The sequence below is a fragment of the Mesorhizobium sp. M1B.F.Ca.ET.045.04.1.1 genome (assembly GCF_003952465.1).
Classification (GTDB): Bacteria; Pseudomonadota; Alphaproteobacteria; order Rhizobiales; family Rhizobiaceae; genus Mesorhizobium; species Mesorhizobium shonense.
Genome location: NZ_CP034448.1, coordinates 7,489,932 through 7,508,355, shown reverse-complemented (window position 1 = coordinate 7,508,355; position 18,424 = coordinate 7,489,932). Strand labels below are relative to the sequence as shown.

The window sequence follows — 18,424 nt, the reverse complement described above, 5'->3', positions numbered from 1 at the left end:
GTGGCGTGCTGTCGACGCGTTCCAGAGTCGAAATCTGCGTCGGGAACCGCTTTAACGTTCTGTTAACTTTAAATTTCTTGTGAGAGAACCAGAATCAGGCATAATGACGGCAATTCGGCGGTTTCGTCAAAAATGCCGTCATTTGAGGTCCCGACCAGATGAATGCTCCCGTCTCTGCCGCTGGCAAACCGCGATTTGACGACACCATTTCTGCCCAAGGTCGCGAAATCAGCCGCAAGCTGAACCTCCTTCGGCTGGAGACATTTCCTCCGGACGCCACGAAGACCCTGCGCGACTTCTCGCTTGCTGAAGCTGCATATTTCCTTGGGGTGTCCACCAGCAACCTGAAGAAGCTGCACCTAGAAGGCAAGGCTGTCCAGCCAACGGTTCATGCAGGCGGGCGGAGATCATATTCGGCCGAGCAACTCTGGGAACTCCGTCACTGGCTGGATCGCCATGGTCGCTCCGAAAGCAAAAAATATGTTCCCTATCGCAGATCTGGTGACAAGCTACAGGTAATCGCCGTGGTCAATTTCAAGGGCGGTTCCGGAAAGACAACAACCGCGGCCCACCTTGGCCAACACCTTGCGCTCACCGGACACCGTGTTCTTGCGATCGATCTCGATCCCCAGGCTTCGCTTTCCGCTCTCCATGGCGTGCAGCCTGAGCTTGACCGTTTTCCCTCAATCTACGAGGCGATCCGTTATGACGACGAGCGCAAGTCAGTTGCGGGCGTGATACGGAAAACGAATTTCCCGGGCCTCGATCTCATTCCCGCGTCCCTAGAGCTGCAGGAATACGAATACGACACGCCGCTGGCGATGCAGAACAAGGCTTCGCTGGATGGGAAGAGCTTCTGGAACCGCATTGAAAGCGCCCTGCAGGAAGTCGACAACAGCTACGATATCGTCGTTATCGACTGCCCTCCTCAGCTCGGTTACCTAACGCTTACGGCGCTGGCGGCCGCCACCTCGGTTCTCATCACGGTTCACCCGCAGATGCTCGACCTGATGTCAATGTCACAATTCCTGCTGATGCTGGGTGACTTGCTCAAAACGGTAAACCGGGCAGGCGGCGACGTCGATCTGGATTGGTTCCGTTACCTGGTTACCCGCTACGAGCCGACGGATGTCCCGCAGGCTCAGATGGTCGGTTTCATGCAATCGATCCTGGCGTCGCAGATGCTCCAAAATCAGATGCTGAAATCTACTGCGATCTCTGACGCCGGCTTGACGAAGCAGACCCTCTATGAGGTCGAGCGCTCCAGTATGACCAGGTCGACTTACGACCGCGCCATCGAATCCATGGAAGCCGTAAATTCGGAAATCCGGAACCTTATCCACACAGCGTGGGGCAGGCGGCCGAAAATAGACGGCAGTCTAAATGCGGTTTTTCCGCAGTGATTTCAAAGAGACGGGCGCATCCATAGGAACATAGATGGCCAGAAAGAACATCTTCAACCGAATCCTCGCCGAAGACGACGACACGGACGTCGTCCCTGACGAGCGTTTCGCTGCGATGCCCAAATTCGGTGCGGCGAAGTCCATTTCCTCATCTATCGACGAGCTAACAAAACAGGCGGCCTTGCTGGCCGACGGCGAGGCCATCATAGAGATCGATCCTGCCGTCGTTGACGGTTCCTTCGTCTCGGATCGGATGACGGTTAACGACGAGCAGTATGCGGAGCTGGTCGAGGCGATCCGGGCACGCGGGCAGGACACCCCGATCCTCGTCCGCCCGCATCCTTCGGCTGAAGGCCGCTACATGGTGGTGTTTGGGCATCGTCGTCTGCGTGCAGCTAGCGAACTGGGGCGGAAAGTCCGCGCCGTCGTAAAGACGCTCGAGGATCTTGATCACGTCATCGCCCAAGGGCAGGAGAATTCCGCTCGGGCGAACCTCTCGTTCATCGAGAAGGTAGTTTTTGCACAGCAGCTTGATGAGCGTGGATTTGGCCGGGAGACAATCCAGTCCGCGCTCTCCGTAGATTATCAGACGCTCTCGAAAATGATGACGATCCCAAAATCCGTCCCTGCGGAGATCATTGACGGTATCGGTGCCGCCAAAGGTATTGGACGCGATCGCTGGCTTGAGCTGCGGAAACTGATCGACAATCCCCGCAACGCCGCGGCAGCGAAGGAATTCATCACCACCGACAGCTTCCTGTCCGAAGACACAGACGGACGCTTCAACAAGTTGTTCGACGCCCTCCATAAGGGCGGGAAGGCCGTCCGGAAGACGATTTCGAAGCCCGTGGCCAAATCCTGGGCTCCTAGCGACAAAATAGTTAGCGTGACCACGAAGATCGGTCCGAAGGACTGCACGCTAAAGATTTCAAAGGCCGAAGGGAAACCCTTTGGCGAGTGGATTTCTGACAATCTGGACAGCCTCTTTGAGGCCTACAGGCGGTCGAAACAGGAGAACTGAAACCGCAAAAGAAAAAGGCCCCCAAACGGCGAACCGTGGAAGCCTCTCTCATTCTGTGACAAGCTGAGAATCGCAAATCCACGAATCACTGTCAAGAGTCTCGGCGCCATTTCGGCGAGCTGATTTCTTTTGCCTAGCGATAGGTGGAAGGTAAAATGGGGACGCATACCGCAACGACGCCCTTTGGGCGGCGGCCAATGACGCTTGGGCAACTCGCAAGCCAGCTCGCGGCCAGCGAAATTGATGTGGAAGCTCGGGCTTCAAAGTGGCAGGTCTTCCGAGATATCCGTGAGGCCAAGGAGGCTCTCGGAGCGACTGATCGTGCCCTGGCGATCTTGAACGCGCTTTTGTCATTTCATCGCGCCGATGAGCTGACGGCAGAAGACGGTCTGATCGTGTTTCCGTCCAATGAGCAGCTCAGCCTCCGCGCCAACGGCATGCCGCAGTCAACGCTCAGGCGTCATCTGGCTAATCTAGTGGCCACGGGCCTCATCATCCGGCGTGACAGCCCGAACGGAAAGCGATTTGCGCGAAAAGGGCAGGGCGGAGCAATCGACCAGGCCTATGGCTTCGATCTTTCACCCATCCTTGCTCGGGCAGAGGAGTTCAGGGCTCTGGCAACTGCCGTCCAGGGAGAGCGCAAGGCACTTCGCCTGGTCAAGGAGCGCCTCACGATCTGCCGTCGCGACGTCGTCAAGATGATCGAGGCGGGCATCAACGAAGGCGTGCCTGGCAATTGGCAAGGCTTCCTAGGCCGGTATGAAGCGATCGTCGCCCGCTTGCCGCGGACGGCCGCACGCCTAACCATCGAGGCTATTTGCAAGGAGTTGGAAGATCTCTGGGCCGACGTGCACCAGACACTGGAATCCTTCATCAATTCAGAGAATCCGGACGCCAATGAGTCCCATTCTGAGCGCCATATACATAATTCAAACCCACATGTTTCTTCTACCGATGAATCTGAACACGGCTTAGGAGAAATAGATGAAGCGAGCGGCGTTGGCGCCAAAACCGACAACGTACGCGCCCTGCCGAGCAGGGATTTGCCCTTGGGCATGGTGGTGGATGCATGCCCCGAGCTGTTGACCCTGGCCCGCGACGGCCAAATCAGGACGTGGCGCGATTTTGTTGCGGCCGCGGAGCAGGCCCGGCCGTTCATGGGGATCAGCCCAAGCGCCTGGCAGGAAGCCGTCGAGGTGATGGGGCCGGAAAAGGCAGCGATCACGGTGGCGGCGATCCTGCAGCGGTCAGACCGGATTGCCAGCCGCGGCGGTTATTTGCGCAATCTGACGGAGCGGGCTCGCAACGAGAAATTCTCAGTGTGGCCGATGATCATGGCTCTCTTGCGCGAAAAACTCGATGCGCACCCCAAGGCAGCCGAGAACACAGGAACGTCCGCAGCATATCCCGCCGACGGCGACCGAGGTTCTGCCGTGGAGATCAGCGAGGCCCTGCGCAAGAACATGAAAAAGAAGGGCTGGAGGCGGTGAGCAAATCCACCTTGGACGGCATTCCCCAGGTCTCAGACAATCAGCCGCGAGGCCCGGCCGAGGTGCCGTTCGGCGTCGTTGTTGTAGCGCGAGGCCTGCTGAATGGATTTGTGCTGCGATTGCTGCACGGCCTCGGTTGGCGGAATGCCGCAATCGCGGTTTGGGTAAGGTAAGGTGTGAAATCGCTCTCCCGATCGTGGGGGGAGGGGACCATTTTACAGCCCCGACGCCTTGGTGAGATTGGTGCGGAAGCGGTCGCGCCGCCGCTGGTATTTGCGCGTCATCTCGGCCGAGGCGTGACCGAGCTGCTTCTGGACGTAACGTTCCTCGATGTCGGCCGAGGAGGCAAGGCCAGCGCGCAGCGAGTGACCAGAAAACAGCCCCGCCCGTTCCCCTTCCGGTAAATCGGAACGGACGCCAGCGGCAAGCGCGGTCTGCTTGACCAGACGAGCGACATGCTTGTCGGAGAGCCGCTCGACGTCAACGGTCTTGTTGTCCTTGAAGATGCGCCGAAAAAGGGGGCCTCTTGCAATCCGGCCCAAGCGAATCCAGCTCTCGAGGGCAACGACAGGGCAGGTCTGGTCGGAAGCGCCGCGGCCGACCTCGACCTCGCGCCAGCCTGTCTTGCCGCGCAGCGTCACCAGAACGCCTTGGCTGGGAAAGAGCTCGATCCAGCCGTGGCCGTCACTGTGATCGTCGCGAACAACGTCCAGGCCGACGATCTCGGACCGGCGCAGTCCGCCAGCGAAACCCAAGAGCAGGATGGCTCGGTCGCGCAGACCTCGCAGATCATGGCCGAGCGTGTTGATCATCGCCTTGATGTCGTCGCCAAGCACGGCCTCCTTCTGCCGCGGCGGCTTTGCATGCTTGCGGCGAATGCCCGCGAGCACCGTCGCAATGTGCCGATCAGAGCGATCCATCGGCACGCCGCGCTGGGTGAAGTTCCAGGTCAACCCGGAGAGGCGCCGCTCGATTGTCGCGACGGAGAGAGAGGCGATGCCGCGTTTCGGATCGCCGGCCGCGCAGGCGCCGATATAGAGGCCAATGACCTGGCTTGAAGGCGGCATGGGCTCGAAGCCTTCGCGACGGCACCAGGAAGCGAAATGCCGCCAGTCCTTGGCGTAGGCGTCTCGCGTGTTCTCTGAGCTGGCGGCCTTGGCGTAGTCTGTCGCGGTCTCGACGAGGGCCTCGAGACGCGCCGGCGTGCCCGAACCCTGACCCATTTCCAAGACCAGATCGACGATGTCGGGCAGGTCTGCAGCCTCGTTGTCGATGGGCGGGGTTTCACAGGGGTTTTCCATGGTCGCTCGCGTCCTCTCAATGCCTCATTTCATCTGGCGCGAATCATCTTCGAGGTTCATGGCCGGATTCTAGTCGAGTCAGCGGATCTTTCGTAACAGTCCAGCGGAAGAAGTTCACAGCGAGGCCGCTGGGTTGCGCCATTTCCGCTTCGCGCGCATCATCGGCGCGCTGCCGTGGGAATGAAGGTCAGCGCCTGCCGGACGGACACGTTCCATGGCCTCGGCGTGTCGCTCATTTCGGCCAGCCGGTCGGGTCAGCTTAGCACCAGTGCAGCGGGCCTGGTGACCACACGACAAACCCGCCGTGTGTGGCACCACGAGATTTGGTGATGATGTTCGGCAATTGATGTTCGTTCACAGGATCCAACTGGCCTAATTTGGGGGACGGGCCTTCTTGTCCTCAGAGCGGCGGATCCGGGCTTCCGGCGGAACGGGGAGCAGTGCGGCCGTCACCAGAACGCTTCAGTTCCTGCGTAATCCGAATTGCGTCGCTGTGCGCTCCGCCTTGGCTGCATGCGATTACAGCTCACCCGAAAAATGAGACCGGGACGGGCTCCGCTAACGAGAGCGACTCAGCTATGGTTTGAGCCCGAACAGGGGACAGGGGCAGGACGCTTTGACCGACGAGGTGACATCTGTCGGCCGCGCGATTGCCACGGCCCTTGACCGAGCAGAGCAATTGCGGCGCCTGCCGGGTCGGCCTGCGCGTGTGCGGATCATGACCGTCTTTGGCGACGATCGCTCCGGCCTCACCATCAACGCCAGCATCGCCGCGCGTTCGCCCGCGGAGCTCCGCGCGCAGGAAGGGCTTGGGACGCGCTGTATTCCATGGGCTGAACTCGACGCGCGCGCCGGCGAAATCGTCGGGCTGGTGGATGAAGTCGTCCGAGAGGTGACGCTTGCCGTGCGAGACGCACCTGCGACGCAGCGCCCGAGCCACTCGGAAACCGACGTTGAAATCGAGGGCTTCGACGAGCTGGTCGATGAGCTCCGCGTCACTCTGACGGGCGTGGCCATGGCCGTGCTGGAAAGCAGACGCAAGACCAACAGCCTTTCGCCGCCGTTGGGTAGCGAGGCGACCATGCTCGCAGCGCTAAAATTGGCTGCGTTCGCTGCCTGTACTGCGAATGTTGGGCTTAGCGACGCACAGGACGAACTGCGGAACGCGATCACGTCACCGACGTGCAGCGCAAAGCCGGTCCAGGTGAATACATGCAGCGACCCGTGTTGAATTCAATTCGTGAGCGGGGAGGGAGATGCGCCGCAAAGCGCTGCGGCTTTCGTCAGAGCAAGGCAAGGCGCCGATAATCGACACGATGATCCTGGTTTGAAGCCCGCATGGGCTCGAAGCCTTCCCGATGGGCCCCCAGGAGATTAAAGCGACGCCTCGCATATGTTCTCCGAGTTGGCGATCCTGGTCTAGCGCGTCGCGGTTTCGAGGCGTCGGGACGCGCCAGTGCGCAGGTAACCTGCGCCCATTTCTTGATCAGATCGGCGATATGGGGGAAGTCTGTTAGGACCCTTGCATCGATTTTGGATTTTGGCAGAGTTAGCAACATACGTCCGATGAACAATTATCGGACATAGAACGTTGCCGACAGGCTGTGCGTTTAGGCCCGGAACTATGACGCAAAGCGCACCGCTAGTTTGCCCTCGAAAGGATTGTTCGCCTCGTCCTGACCCGTTCTCTAGCGCGTCTGCGCGATTGAGCTTGTGCCCGGCGGCGCGAAAAAGCACGTCCACCTGAACCTCTGATAGGCTTCGAACTTCATGTGGGGGGTGATCGTTCGGTAAAGCGTCATCAGACGCTCGCAAATATGATACCGATCATCCGGCGCGGCCTGGACGCGATCTCTAGGAATAAACCACTCAGCTTCTTGCGGCTCATTCAGGTAGGTGGGACGCGGCATCCTCACAAAATAGCCGTCTTTGGTCATTCTGACGTTGCTGGAATCGATCGGGTGGCAATCCTTATTGCCGCAGCAGTCATAATGAAGAACGGGATCAGTCTTCCCGGTGTACCAATCGTGAGCGTTCGCTTCGGCGGCTAAGACAAGCCACATCAATGCAGTAGTGATTTGGAACTGCGCCATGAATTAGCCCTCGCATTTGCTTATCATATTAGTATGTGCTAATCTAGGAGCAAGTCGTATCGCCCAGCGCAGAAGTCCAGGGCCACCTGGCGTGTCCGCGCGAAGGGTGCCGTGGCTGGTGACAACTTCGGTCACCGCAAGGGGGAGGCCCTTCGATGCATGTGGTCAGCACGCGGCGACGCGCAGGGCTGGCGGGCTTGATGGCCACGGCTGCGGCGCTGGAGAGTGGTTCTGCGTTAGCGCACAGCGCCGATCGGGCCTGGACCTATCTATCAAACGGCCTCGGCCATCGCTGTATCTATCCGGAATTTCTCAACCTGATCCGGGATAAATCATGATCTGGCCATTTGGCGGGCGCGGCGGCGCCCTCGGGTTGGAGGCTATCATCGCCGCAGCGTGTGCCTTCGGAGTGCCGGCGGCATCGGCACATAGCTGGTACGAAAAACAGTGCTGCGAGAACGAGCATTGCGAGCCGATGACGGATGGCGCCGTTAGCGAAACAAGCAAGGGCTTCAAGGTGCCGTCCGGTGAGTTGCTGCCTTACGGGGACAGCAGGGTGCGTCACTCGCACGACATGCGTTACCATTGGTGCCATGACCAAAAGGCAACGGTAGAACGGCATCGTGAAATACCATTTGGCCCTGACAGTACGATCTGCCTGTACGTCCCGCCTAAGTCATCCTGACATTCAGTACAGCTAGGCCTGTCGCAAAACCCCGCTGCGATGAATTCACACCAATCGGCCCGCGCCACTCCGGCCATTTTTTCGCCAATGGCAAGGCCCCCGATGCCAAGCGCATTGTCACCGTTCCGGCGATCTGCCGAAAAAATTTCCCGGTGATTGGATCTTGGACTGCCACATAAAGCGTCAGGCCCGTGTAGCCTCACATCTCGAAGACGCTGCCCGTCGCGGCATTGCGCCTGGAACTCATGCCGAGCTAGCCAATCTACACACTCACTGGACACTTGGAATCCGGATAAGGTTCGCTCCTTCCGACCGCGCCAACTGCCGGATTTCGAGACGCGGGCTGCAGTCTAAGCAGAACTTGTTGGCCGGCGGGATCCCGGCACTTGCCGCGGGCGAGGATATCGCGGATGACGATGTTCGATAGAGGCTGAGATCGTGGACAGGTAGGTCCTGCCCTGAGCGGCTTGGCAAGGACACCTGCTACAGCAGCACTACGTCGCATACATCGCGGCCAGAGAAGTTGAGGTCCCATGCGGAAGTCAAAATGCGTAGGCTGTGGCTGCCAGGTGCCGAGCTTCGAGATCGTGGAATACGGCTCGATGGAAGCAGGATTTAAACGGCTTTGCCGGCGCTGCTTCAATCGCAAGGCAGCCACGGCTGCTGGCCTGGACAACTTCGAGCATGTCGAATTCGATCAGATCCGACTGAAAGACGCCGACGGGAAAATCCATGAATTCCACTTCACGACGTTCCTGTTTGGCACGGGCGTAGCCTTGGACGCGTTCGAACTCCGAAACGGCAACCCGGGCGGCTACCGGTTCCAGGTGATTGCGGAACCCAACGAAGATCCTCTCGCCATGCTCGGCCGCCTGATCGCGAAAATACGGCGCACCCTGGCCGTAAAACATCTCGAGGACGGTGAGTACGGCTTACAGATCGGACAAGCCGGCGTCGTTCGGGGGCTGATCGATTGGGACGCAGCGCAAGATGGACATGTGCCCCTCCTTATAATCGATGGGCGGGAGATTTCTTGGGATGACTTCGGTCGCTGCCTGATGACCTTCGAAGGAGCTCAATTCAAATTGGAGATTAGCGACATGAGTGAGGAACTCTGACGTTCCTCATCGGGGATTAGGATCGCTAGATGAAAGAGCGCGACAAGGCTTGATAAAGCCCGACCTCCAGTCAGATACTGTCCCCGAGCGTTCCCGTGTTTGGCGACGACATCAAGGCGATGGTCAACACGCTCGGCAACGATCTGAGAAGTCTGCTGCGGGCTATCTTGCTGTTGGGCTTCGCCGGCGGCTTGCGGCGTTCCGAGATCGTCGGGCGCGGCCCTGCCGATCGACCGGCCCCGTTGTTGCTCTTGAGTGCTGGATCCGCTTGGCCGGGTCGCGAGAGGCCTTCTCTTCCGCCGCATCTTGAAGCACAACAAGGGCCGTCCACGTTGAGCGTCTCTCCGACAAGGGCCCTGGGAAGCAACCGCACTTTGCCCCCAGCATCCATTCCGTGCGTACGATCAAACGATCGGCCAAATTCCCGTCCTGTTGTCAGGATTGCTTCGAACGATACAGTTTCTGCTGTTGAGGTGAGGAAACAGCGCAAATCCAGCCCTGCAAGCAGCAGTTCGAGCGGATCCATCACCAGATTCCATTGGTCCCAAATCGTGACATAGCATACGTGGCGCCATGCACGCCTCAACGATCTGGAGAGGCCGAGTCGCGGAAAGCACGGAAAAGACCTTTGATCCTTTCCACCAGCGCCGTGGACGCCAGAGGGCGGCCACGATGTCAGACCCGAACGACCTGCAAACATCCCGATAGGACACCGGCGTATAATGCTGCCCTGCGTTTCAGCCGCGCAGCGGGCGCAAGCCAACGAAAACCGAGGCCGATCCTGCCCCCCCGTGTCGTTGAGTGGCAGACACGAGGAACGGTGACATAGTTCTCCGTGTCTAACCCGAATTCATTCCCAATGACGCCCCTTTATTCGAACCGCCGCCGTCGGCCCGGTCAACCCAAGCCTGACCCTTAGGGGCAAGCCAGCGATGGTTTCCCCATAATCGCGTCGCGATCACGGCGCGCAAGCGCGCCGCCCTTCGGGTGGGTGATCCCCCTCCACCGCTGGCACAAGCATGGGTCTAGCTCCGGGATAAATCCCGTCGTGACCGGTCCTCCGTCTGGCGCTTTTTCATGGGGCGTTCACGGGAATGATCCCGATCAGCTAAGGAGAACCGACATGTCAGCAACCATCGCTCGCCTCACCGCCAACGACAAAGGCTTCGCCGGCACCCTCGCCACCCTCTCGATCCGCTGCCCGATCTCGGTCGTCGAAAACGCCAAGCGCAGCGCCGACAGCCAGGAGCCCGATTACCGCGTGGTCGCAACCCGCAACGGCTTCGAACTTGGTGCAGCCTGGGTCCGCACCTCGCAACGCACCGGAGCCGAGTACATCTCCGTCTCGCTGCGCGCCCCCGAGTTCGGCACCCTCTACGCCAACATCGCGCCGGCTCCAGGCGGCAACGAAGGCGAATACGTGATGATTTGGAACCCGCCGGCGAACTGACCGGCTCGCTTCGGAAAGCCCTGCCTGCAAGGGCGGGGCTTTCTCTATCAGTGCCCTCTAAGCCAATGGAAAGGAGCGTTCGCCATGATCGTCAACAGGCTGCAAGACATTGAAAATCGCGGCAGAAATGACTATCTTAACTGCCGAAAGCGAGGCGCTGTGTTCAACAACATTCCCGACTTCATTACCACTCGAGCGCAGGCCGATGCGGTGATTGAGGCGTTCTTCCAGTCCGGTGATCTGGATGTGTTCTCGCGGCATCGTCAGGCTATGATCGACGATTCACATCGCGGTAGCCTTGCCATCATGCGCGGCTCCGGCAATGAACTCGGGCCATTCGAAGAATTCCTGTCTGCGCTCGAGAAACATGGCGTCGTTACCATGGACGAGGCTTTTACCATTGGCGATCGCTATATCGCCTACAAACGTTCAAAGGCGGCCTGATCGGCCGCTTTTTCATATCCAGGAACAATCTAGACAAATTCTCGCGTCGAGGTTGACCGCGGCGTTTATGGCGATTCAAATTCCAATTGTTCTATTTCGTTATTCGGTGACATGTCTTCTCAGGATCCTTATTGCTATCCTGGCACTTCGGTACTGATCAATAAGTTCGACGTGCGCGATCAGGAACAGCTCAATCTTCGTGAGCAGATGGCGACGGACAAAGCCATCCGTGATCTTGAGAAACACCCGGCCAAAGGCAATTTCGACACTGCCCATCTCATGGAAGTGCATCGTCGGATATTCTCTGATGTGTATCCATGGGCCGGGCAACAGCGCATCTACAATATGTCGAAGCCCGAAGCGGTCCTCGGCGGGCATTCCGTTGCCTATGGCGACCATGCCCAGATGAGCGAGTTGCTCGACCAAGACACGAAGGAAATCGGCAAATTTCGATGGGACGACAACAATAGGGCGCAGTCGGCGGCACATTTCACTAAGCTGATCAGCAACCTTTGGCAGGCTCACGCCTTTCGCGAGGGCAATACCCGCACGATCGGCGTCTTCATGCACCAGTTCGCAAAGGAACGCGGTTTCGAGCTCGATCGTGAAACCATGTGGCCTGCTGCCAGTGAGACGCGCGATTTCCTGGCAAAAGCCACAGTGGGAGACGGCAAGGACTTCGCGAAACGGGTGCTGGAGGCGCACCAGATCAACAAAGATCGCAATCATCCTCAGCTTGGCCGCGTCACCAGCATGACTGCCCAGGCGCTAAGAATGATGGGCAAGCCGGAAATTCAGTTCCCAAAGCAGGGCGACGAACTCAAGGGGCGGGTAGTGACTGTTAGCTACGGTACCGCGCTTGTCGCCAATGCTCGCGGGATTAACGCCGTCGACGTGAAAAACTTTGCAAAGACGCCTCAGTCCAATGATCGCGTGAGCGTCTCCATCGACCATGTCATCATAGCCAAGAGCAATTCAAATCGTGGCGATGAAAAAATTCGTAGCGATGGCAAAGCGGACCGTGTTCAAAACGATGTTCCAACCAGAACAGTCAAGCTCGCTCCCCCGAAAACTAACGATCGAGATCGATCCCGCTGACGCGCCCATACACACAAATGAAGCGATTGGCCCAATGCCGACACCTGATCAGGACAAGTCGCATCCGCGGCCCGGCGCGAAATCGACCTGACTTCGCCGAATATTGAGGGGCTATTGACGGGCCCTTTGTCGGCAATGGGAACGGATGAGGCGGAGTCCTTGTAGCGCTTGAACGACGTACCAGGTGAGACTATATTGGGTCTCAAGTGAACAAGGAGGTTCTGATGCTCGCGCTCGCGTCCGTTGCCGACGTCCTCGGCCTGCCGGGCAAGGCCGCGCCGATCTCGGCGATCGGGCTGGTCAGGCGCATCGAGGATGGCTTGCCGATCGTCGCCCTCGACCGTGTTGCAAACCTCGTGGCCCCCAACGACAGCCAGTTTAAGTATCGGCTGGTGCCGCGGGCGACTTATGAGCGCCGAAAGGGCCGAAAGGTCCTGTCGGCGGAGGAGGGAACCCGCCTCGCACGCTTGGCGCGTCTGTGGAGCCTCGCCGTCGATGTCTGGGGCAGGGAGGACGAGGCCCGTGACTTTCTGTTTCGCCCGCACCCAATGCTCGAGGATCGGTGCCCGGTTGACGTGGTCATCCAAAACGAGATTGGCGCCGAGTTCGTCTTCGACATCCTTCAAGGCCTCAAGTATGGCAGTGCTGCGTGACGGCGCAAATCCTCGACCGAACATTGCCAGCCTTTCGCATCGGAGATCCGGCAGGAGACTTTCCGATCTTCGATGCGGCCGGCTCGACCATCGCGCCCGGGCGCTGGAACACGCCTGGAAGCCCGGTCATCTATGCATCCGAACACTTTTCTACGGCGCTTCTCGAAAAGCTCGTTCACGGCAGCGGCCGGCTGCCGCCGAACCAGCACTATATCGAGATCACTATTCCGCGTGGGACCAGCTATGAGGTCTTCTCGCCGCCGTCACTTCCAGGCTGGGATACGATGCCGGCGACCGTAAGCAAGGCGTTTGGGGAAAAATGGTGCGTGGAGCGGCGTAGCGCTATCCTGGTCGTGCCGAGCGTCATTGCCCGCCTCGATAACAATATCCTGATCAATCCAGTCTGTTCTGAGTTTCGCACCATCACAAGCAGCCTCCACAAGCCGGTCTATTGGGACCGACGGTTGTTCGGCCCCTGAGAAGGACCCATCGCGGGATCCTCAACACAATCGGGCCGGCCGAGATTGTAGTAGCGTGATGTCTGCTGAACGGATTTGTGCTGCAATGCTCGTATCGCCTCTGTCGGGGAATGCGCGTCATGGACGCCGGAGGGATCGATGCGCAATACCGAGCTCGCGCCGGGTGGTTAGGGTGTCCCAGGGGCTTCACCCCGCCGTATAGCGCCGCATCCCAACGATGAGGTACTCTCGGTTCCAGGGCCTGGGTCTTCGATCTTCGCGCGGTTGGCTGTAGCGCGACGATTATGGAGACCGGTCAGTTGGCTTTCTTATGTCCGACCCCGTGGGAACCAAAGTCCGTTACTTCAGATGGCCCATCATACGATGCCGGAACAGCCCGTGCGCGGCGACAACTACGGTGGCCGGTTCAGCGACGACTATGATGGCCGGTGGGATCGCCCGTCGGGCCCGGTTGTAGGGAGGGGCGGAGCCCCGACCGGAGAGCGGGTCTGACGGGCGGGCGCGACAGAAGCCCCTTGCGAGGGGAATCTGATCGGGGCGCGTGGAGTGGTGGTATCGGAACACCTATCGAACATAGCAGCGATAGGTACCGATGCCTGGCCTCCACATCACCGATCAACAGGTACATCGTTACATGTCTCAGCGTCGTCACCACACCCAGGCCGTTGCGGCCGCCAAGGCCGGTATCAGCGAACGAAGTGCACGCCGGATCGACAAGAATCCGCAGCTGCCATCCCAGAAGAAGCGCGAGCGGCACTGGCGTACCCGGCCTGACCCCCTCGAACAGATATGGCCACGCGTGGAGGAGCTGCTGAAGATCCCAGGCATCCTCTCCGTCACCATTTTCGAGACTTTGCAGGACGAGTTCGGGGAGGCCGCCGTCCCCGATGGCGTCAGGCGGACACTCGAGCGCCGGATTGCCCGGTGGCGGGCCCTGAATGGGGGCGAGAAGGAGATCTTCTTCCCACAGCATCACGAGATCGGCCGGCAAGGCCTCCTGGATTTCACCGTCGCTGACGATTTGCACGTCACCATCGCCGCCCAGCGCTTCGACCATCGCCTCTTTCATTTTCGCCTCGCCAGCAGCGGCTGGGAGGATTCAGCGGTCGTGCTGGGTGGAGAGAGCTTCACCGCACTGTCCGAGCATCTGCAGGATGCGCTGTGGAAGCTGGGAGGCGCACCCGCCGAGCTGCGCAGCGACTCGCTATCGGCCGCCTACAAGAACCTCGACGCCGACGCCCAGCGCGATTTCACCCGCAACTATGAAGCGCTGTGCCGACATTATGGCATGACGCCGACGCGCAACAACAAAGGTGTCGCCCATGAGAACGGTTCAATCGAAGCTCCCAATGGCCACCTGAAGCGCCGGCTCGATCAGGCCCTGCGCCGCCGCGGCAGCCGCGATTTCGACAGCATCCAGGACTACCGCCGCTTCGTCGATCAGGAGGTGGCCAAGCAGAACCGACGCCGGGCCAGGCTCGTGGATGACGAGCGCCGCGTCCTCAAGCCGCTGCCGCCGAAGCGAACCACGGATTTTACCCTGGTCAGCGCAGACGTCACCCGCAACAGCACCATTAGCGTCGACCGTATCACCTATTCGGTACCCTCGCGCCTCATCGGCTACCGCCTCCATGCCCATCTCTACGATGACCGGGTTGAGCTCTTCCTCGGGCCGGACCAGGTGATGACAGCCGCCCGGGTCCGCGTCAAACATGCGGAGCGAGGACACAATATCGATTTCCGGCACTTCATCGGCAACCTGAAGCGCAAGCCCCAGGCCCTGCGCTATCTGGTCTACCGCAATGCCTTGTTCCCCACCCATGCCTATACCAGGGCATGGCAGGCGCTCGATGCCGCTCTCGATGCCCGGCAGGCCTGCCGCGACATGGTCGCTCTCCTCGATATCGCCGCTAACGGCAACTGCGTCGATGCTCTGGCCCTGCGTATCGAGGCCGCGCTCGATAGAGGCAAACTCCCCAATGTCGCCAAGCTGAAGAGCGAGTTCCTGCCCACGGTCAGAAGCCGTGTCGACGTCACCATCCCGCCGCCCGATTTCGCCGGGTACAACCATTTGCTCGCCAACGCACAGGTGCTGTGATGAGCAGGACCAAGGATCAGGCCGCCGCCGTGCTGCCCACCCTGCTGTCGGCACTGCGCCTGCCCAGCATCAGCCGCAACTGGAAGCATCTCACCGACACCGCCGATCGCGATGGCTGGCCCGCGGCCAACCTTCTCGCCTGTCTGCTCGAGATCGAGATGGCCGAGCGCGCCTCTCGACGCATCCAGCGCCATCGCGAACAGTCCGGCTTGCCTGCCGGCAAGACCTTCGCCACTTTCGATTTCGACTTTCCTTCCGGCGTCCGAAAGCCCCATTTGCTTTCCCTGGCCACGGGCGAAGGCTGGATCGAAAGCGGCGGCAACATCCTCATTTTTGGTCAGAGCGGCACCGGCAAGACGCACGTGATCGCCGCCATCGGCCACGCCCTCATCGATGCCGGTCGCCGCGTCCTGTTTTCCACAACCACCGAAATGGTGCAGAAGCTTCAGGCCGCTCGCCGCGAGCTCAGTCTCCCCTCGATGCTCGACAAACTCGACAAGTACGATCTCATTGTACTCGACGAGCTGTCTTACGTACGAAAGGACCAGCTGGAGACCAGTGCCCTGTTCGAGCTCATCGCTCACCGATACGAACGACACTCAATCGCCATCACCGCCAACGAGCCCTTCTCCGGATGGTCGGACGTTTTTCCAGGTCCCGCCATGACGGTCGCGGCCATAGACCGTCTCGTGCACCACTCCACCATCATCGAGATGAACGGTGAGAGCTATCGTAAGCGAGCCGCCGTCGCCCGCGGCGCCGGCCCGCAAAACGTCAACGATGAACCAGACGACCCGCCCAACCCGTCATCCTAATTGCCGCTGAGGACAATTACTCGCCGCAGATCCGCGGCCGACGCCAGCTCGCCACAATGCCCCAGCGACAATTACAACTCCGATAATTGTCGCTGGCCAGTTGCCAGACAACCGACCCGGTGATACCCAAATCACACCACTCGGCGCCGCCTTCCACCGGCCATCATAATCGCCGCCGACCGGTCTCCATAATCGTCGTGCTACAAGCCCGCCTCGAGCACGAGCGGTACTCCCAAAATGTGGGCATTTTGGCTCCCCCACTCGCCGGCTCCGCCGGTCGCCAGTGGCGATCCTCGACCCGAACTGCTCCAGCATCGTGCACGTCTCTCGTCTTCAAACAGAGGAGAGACACATGCTTGCCATCTACGACCAAATCCAGCAGTTGCGCGCTTTATCTTGACAGTCGGCACTCTGCACCGACTCTAGCGGTCTTCCAAACGTCGATGCACATGCTGAGGGAGGCGCTTTCCAGGCCGGCCGCAGCGCTCCCACATAGCTGGCGGAGGCTGGCCCTGGAGAGTGCCGGGCAGCTCTAGCACCTCCCGTCTCCGGCTCGGCCGCGGCACGGATCGGCAAATCGCTCGACGGTGCTGCGGCTGAGCTGCAACCGCTTCCCGGCATGATTGCTGACCGTGGTCGCCTCCGCATCCTGTTGGCCGACGCGGCACGCTCCCTTCACGTCGGCGTGCTGGCCGATTGTTTCTTCGACCCCGCCACCGCTGCCTGTCTCCGCCACGCCGCCTCAGGCGACCACGCCGCTCCGATGATCTCGTTGTGCGAACCGTCGCGATGCCCGAACGCCTGTATCACTGTGCGCCATCGCCCCGCATGGGCGGATGCCGCGGACAATGCCAGGGCAATCCTCAAGGAGAAGAGGCTGACGGAACTGTAGCGGCTTGCCGTGGGCGAAGACCTGCGACGGATCGAGAAGATGCGGCTGACCTCCTAGGAATACGGTCGCGCCCCCTGGTCGGGGTCGCGGGTTCTCTTCTTTCTGCCGTTCCATTCTACGGCTGCTCAGCCCGCGTCAAGGACGAGCGTGGGCCCCCGGTTTTATCTCCGCTCTGGTTCCCTTCGCTCCGACAAAACCGGCACCCCACTCGCCGGCGCTGCCGGTCGCGTTCCGCGATCCCTGACGCGCGCTTCGTGCGCACGTGGCCTCGTCGACGTCATCAAAAGGAGACGATCAACATGACCACTCTCGATCAAATTAACGAATTGCGTGCCGAGCTTCAAAGCTGCTTCTTCACCAAAGCCGAACGTGCCAGTGCTGAAGCCGAGCTTGCCAGCCTCCTCGCACAGGCCCAATCCGAGAAAGAGCAGTTCGAGCGACACCTCGGAGAAATCCTTGCCGATCTAGAATGAGGTCGGCGATGAACAGAGAGGGTTAACCCTCTCTGTTCTCTCATTTTGGCGAGTTTTCGGTTGACTGTCAGGATAACGGGCGGAGCTTCGGAGCTGCTATTTCACCAAGGAAGAACGCGCCGCGGCCGAAGCCGCGCAGGCGGCCCTGATTGCGCAGGAGCAAGCTGCGGCCGAGCAGTTCGCGCGTGACATCCAAGCCTTCGCCGCTGATCTCGAATGAGGTCGGCGACGAATCGAGAGGGCTTAGCCCTCTCGATTTTCCGCCCACTGAGCGACTTTTCATTTGACTGTCAGGATAACGCGTGAGCTTGCCGGCTGCATCCTCTCGCCCAGCGAACGCGAGGCAGCTCAAGCCGAGCTCGCAAAGCTTGTCGCAGAGCAGGCCGCGATTGATCGCCAGTTCGACTCAGTGATCGCCGAAGGAGCCGCCCGAATGAGGGCCGCTTAATTCTCTCAGCAGGACACTTGACTAAGACCTAAGAGCCGGCTTTCAGCACGGAGCCAGGGGTGCTGATCCGGGAACTGGAGCGTCGAAGCGAGATCGCTCGAAGTTCCCAGACGTACATCGCCTGTGGGATGCTCTGGCCGAAGCCAGGCAAGCCGGCTTGGCCAATCCTATGGCCATCGCATCCTGAAAGCGCGACAACGCGATCCTCGCAAATCGGACATCGTCAAGAAAGAGGGTGCTGGCTGACTTGTTGCCTGCCCCGGTTTTTGACGAGCTGGCCGATTGCCTCGGGGCATCGAGCCTCTCGGCGCTCGTGGGGGAAGAGACTTCCGCCTCCCCCCCACGCCCCTCTCTCCCAGTTGCCGGCTTTCGCCGCCGGCCTTTCGGGCCGGTAGAAGGACGCTGCCGCGACTTCGAAAACGAAACGGAGAGCGAGCCGAGTCTTCACTCCGTTCTCATCCTT

General features: G+C 60.0%; 17 protein-coding genes and 1 pseudogene. 15 read left to right on the top strand and 3 right to left on the bottom strand.

All coding sequences use genetic code 11. The annotated features are described in order from the left end of the window. Positions 1-158: 158 nt before the first annotated feature. From repA to repC, 3 genes are all read left to right on the top strand, one after another. The gene (gene repA, locus EJ071_RS36895; protein WP_126102229.1) at positions 159-1,403 is read left to right on the top strand and encodes a plasmid partitioning protein RepA; all 1,245 of its coding nucleotides are present in this window, start codon (positions 159-161) and stop codon (positions 1,401-1,403) included. Positions 1,404-1,437: 34 nt separating this feature from the next. After that, positions 1,438-2,424 carry a plasmid partitioning protein RepB gene (gene repB / locus EJ071_RS36890; RefSeq protein ID WP_126102228.1) on the top strand — a complete coding sequence of 329 codons (987 nt, stop codon included), beginning with the start codon at positions 1,438-1,440 and terminating at the stop codon, positions 2,422-2,424. Positions 2,425-2,579: 155 nt separating this feature from the next. After that, the gene (repC, locus tag EJ071_RS36885; protein ID WP_126102227.1) at positions 2,580-3,914 is read left to right on the top strand and encodes a plasmid replication protein RepC; all 1,335 of its coding nucleotides are present in this window, start codon (positions 2,580-2,582) and stop codon (positions 3,912-3,914) included. A 215-nt stretch (positions 3,915-4,129) separates the two neighbouring features. Here the strand turns inward: repC and EJ071_RS36875 are convergent, their stop codons facing one another. Beyond that, on the bottom strand, positions 4,130-5,215 hold the full coding sequence (locus EJ071_RS36875; protein WP_126102226.1) for a tyrosine-type recombinase/integrase: 1,086 nt from the start codon (positions 5,213-5,215) through the stop codon (positions 4,130-4,132). 616 nt (positions 5,216-5,831) lie between these two features. On the opposite strand from EJ071_RS36875, the gene EJ071_RS36870 reads away from it, so the two are divergent. Continuing rightward, positions 5,832-6,446, top strand: coding sequence for a hypothetical protein (locus tag EJ071_RS36870; protein ID WP_126102225.1), 615 nt, complete (start codon positions 5,832-5,834; stop codon positions 6,444-6,446). A 457-nt stretch (positions 6,447-6,903) separates the two neighbouring features. On the opposite strand, the gene EJ071_RS36865 is transcribed toward EJ071_RS36870, so the two are convergent. Beyond that, entirely contained in the window at positions 6,904-7,308 is a 405-nt protein-coding gene (locus EJ071_RS36865; protein ID WP_126102224.1) for a hypothetical protein, read from the bottom strand. 155 nt (positions 7,309-7,463) lie between these two features. On the opposite strand from EJ071_RS36865, the gene EJ071_RS36860 reads away from it, so the two are divergent. The 11 genes and pseudogenes from EJ071_RS36860 (at position 7,464) to EJ071_RS38930 (ending at position 17,513) form a co-directional block, all read left to right on the top strand. Then, a complete protein-coding gene (locus EJ071_RS36860; RefSeq protein ID WP_126102223.1) occupies positions 7,464-7,646 on the top strand; it encodes a hypothetical protein in 183 nt (60 codons plus the stop codon). Between the two features lie 880 nt (positions 7,647-8,526). Further along, a complete protein-coding gene (locus EJ071_RS36855) occupies positions 8,527-9,111 on the top strand; it encodes a hypothetical protein (protein WP_126102222.1) in 585 nt (194 codons plus the stop codon). A gap of 95 nt (positions 9,112-9,206) precedes the next feature. After that, a pseudogene (locus EJ071_RS39895) lies at positions 9,207-9,423 on the top strand (integrase); the annotation flags it as partial. An 811-nt stretch (positions 9,424-10,234) separates the two neighbouring features. After that, positions 10,235-10,561 carry a DUF736 domain-containing protein gene (locus EJ071_RS36845; protein WP_126102220.1) on the top strand — a complete coding sequence of 109 codons (327 nt, stop codon included), beginning with the start codon at positions 10,235-10,237 and terminating at the stop codon, positions 10,559-10,561. Positions 10,562-10,645: 84 nt separating this feature from the next. Next, positions 10,646-11,005 (top strand): hypothetical protein, encoded by a 360-nt coding sequence (locus EJ071_RS36840; protein ID WP_126102219.1) that lies wholly within the window; start codon positions 10,646-10,648, stop codon positions 11,003-11,005. Between the two features lie 111 nt (positions 11,006-11,116). Continuing rightward, entirely contained in the window at positions 11,117-12,103 is a 987-nt protein-coding gene (locus EJ071_RS36835; RefSeq protein WP_126102218.1) for a Fic family protein, read from the top strand. A gap of 224 nt (positions 12,104-12,327) precedes the next feature. Continuing rightward, positions 12,328-12,756, top strand: coding sequence for an antitoxin Xre-like helix-turn-helix domain-containing protein (locus EJ071_RS36830; protein WP_126102217.1), 429 nt, complete (start codon positions 12,328-12,330; stop codon positions 12,754-12,756). Next, the gene (locus EJ071_RS36825; RefSeq protein WP_126102216.1) at positions 12,753-13,235 is read left to right on the top strand and encodes an RES family NAD+ phosphorylase; all 483 of its coding nucleotides are present in this window, start codon (positions 12,753-12,755) and stop codon (positions 13,233-13,235) included. The genes EJ071_RS36830 and EJ071_RS36825 overlap by 4 nt, the downstream gene beginning before the upstream one ends. A 634-nt stretch (positions 13,236-13,869) precedes the next feature. After that, positions 13,870-15,333 (top strand): IS21 family transposase, encoded by a 1,464-nt coding sequence (istA, locus tag EJ071_RS36820; protein ID WP_189521597.1) that lies wholly within the window; start codon positions 13,870-13,872, stop codon positions 15,331-15,333. Further along, complete coding sequence (gene istB, locus EJ071_RS36815) at positions 15,333-16,148, top strand: IS21-like element helper ATPase IstB (protein WP_126102157.1); 816 nt, start codon at positions 15,333-15,335, stop codon at positions 16,146-16,148. The genes istA and istB overlap by 1 nt, the downstream gene beginning before the upstream one ends. Positions 16,149-17,339: 1,191 nt before the next feature. Further along, positions 17,340-17,513 (top strand): hypothetical protein, encoded by a 174-nt coding sequence (locus EJ071_RS38930; protein WP_189521363.1) that lies wholly within the window; start codon positions 17,340-17,342, stop codon positions 17,511-17,513. Between the two features lie 67 nt (positions 17,514-17,580). Here the strand turns inward: EJ071_RS38930 and EJ071_RS38925 are convergent, their stop codons facing one another. Next, positions 17,581-17,796: a hypothetical protein gene (locus EJ071_RS38925; protein WP_189521362.1), complete on the bottom strand. Its 216-nt coding sequence runs from the start codon at positions 17,794-17,796 to the stop codon at positions 17,581-17,583. Positions 17,797-18,424 lie beyond the last annotated feature (628 nt).

Excerpts from the sequence above, each read along its gene's own strand:
- EJ071_RS36855 (WP_126102222.1), top strand. The coding sequence starts at position 8,527 with ATGCGGAAGTCAAAATGCGTAGGCTGTGGCTGCCAGGTGCCGAGCTTC.
- EJ071_RS36830 (WP_126102217.1), top strand. The coding sequence starts at position 12,328 with ATGCTCGCGCTCGCGTCCGTTGCCGACGTCCTCGGCCTGCCGGGCAAG.
- repA (WP_126102229.1), top strand. The coding sequence starts at position 159 with ATGAATGCTCCCGTCTCTGCCGCTGGCAAACCGCGATTTGACGACACC.
- EJ071_RS36845 (WP_126102220.1), top strand. The coding sequence starts at position 10,235 with ATGTCAGCAACCATCGCTCGCCTCACCGCCAACGACAAAGGCTTCGCC.
- EJ071_RS36835 (WP_126102218.1), top strand. The coding sequence starts at position 11,117 with ATGTCTTCTCAGGATCCTTATTGCTATCCTGGCACTTCGGTACTGATC.
- repC (WP_126102227.1), top strand. The coding sequence starts at position 2,580 with ATGGGGACGCATACCGCAACGACGCCCTTTGGGCGGCGGCCAATGACG.
- EJ071_RS36860 (WP_126102223.1), top strand. The coding sequence starts at position 7,464 with ATGCATGTGGTCAGCACGCGGCGACGCGCAGGGCTGGCGGGCTTGATG.
- istA (WP_189521597.1), top strand. The coding sequence starts at position 13,870 with ATGTCTCAGCGTCGTCACCACACCCAGGCCGTTGCGGCCGCCAAGGCC.
- EJ071_RS36875 (WP_126102226.1), bottom strand. The coding sequence starts at position 5,215 with ATGGAAAACCCCTGTGAAACCCCGCCCATCGACAACGAGGCTGCAGAC.
- repB (WP_126102228.1), top strand. The coding sequence starts at position 1,438 with ATGGCCAGAAAGAACATCTTCAACCGAATCCTCGCCGAAGACGACGAC.
- EJ071_RS38930 (WP_189521363.1), top strand. The coding sequence starts at position 17,340 with ATGACCACTCTCGATCAAATTAACGAATTGCGTGCCGAGCTTCAAAGC.
- EJ071_RS38925 (WP_189521362.1), bottom strand. The coding sequence starts at position 17,796 with ATGAAAAGTCGCTCAGTGGGCGGAAAATCGAGAGGGCTAAGCCCTCTC.
- istB (WP_126102157.1), top strand. The coding sequence starts at position 15,333 with ATGAGCAGGACCAAGGATCAGGCCGCCGCCGTGCTGCCCACCCTGCTG.
- EJ071_RS36865 (WP_126102224.1), bottom strand. The coding sequence starts at position 7,308 with ATGGCGCAGTTCCAAATCACTACTGCATTGATGTGGCTTGTCTTAGCC.
- EJ071_RS36840 (WP_126102219.1), top strand. The coding sequence starts at position 10,646 with ATGATCGTCAACAGGCTGCAAGACATTGAAAATCGCGGCAGAAATGAC.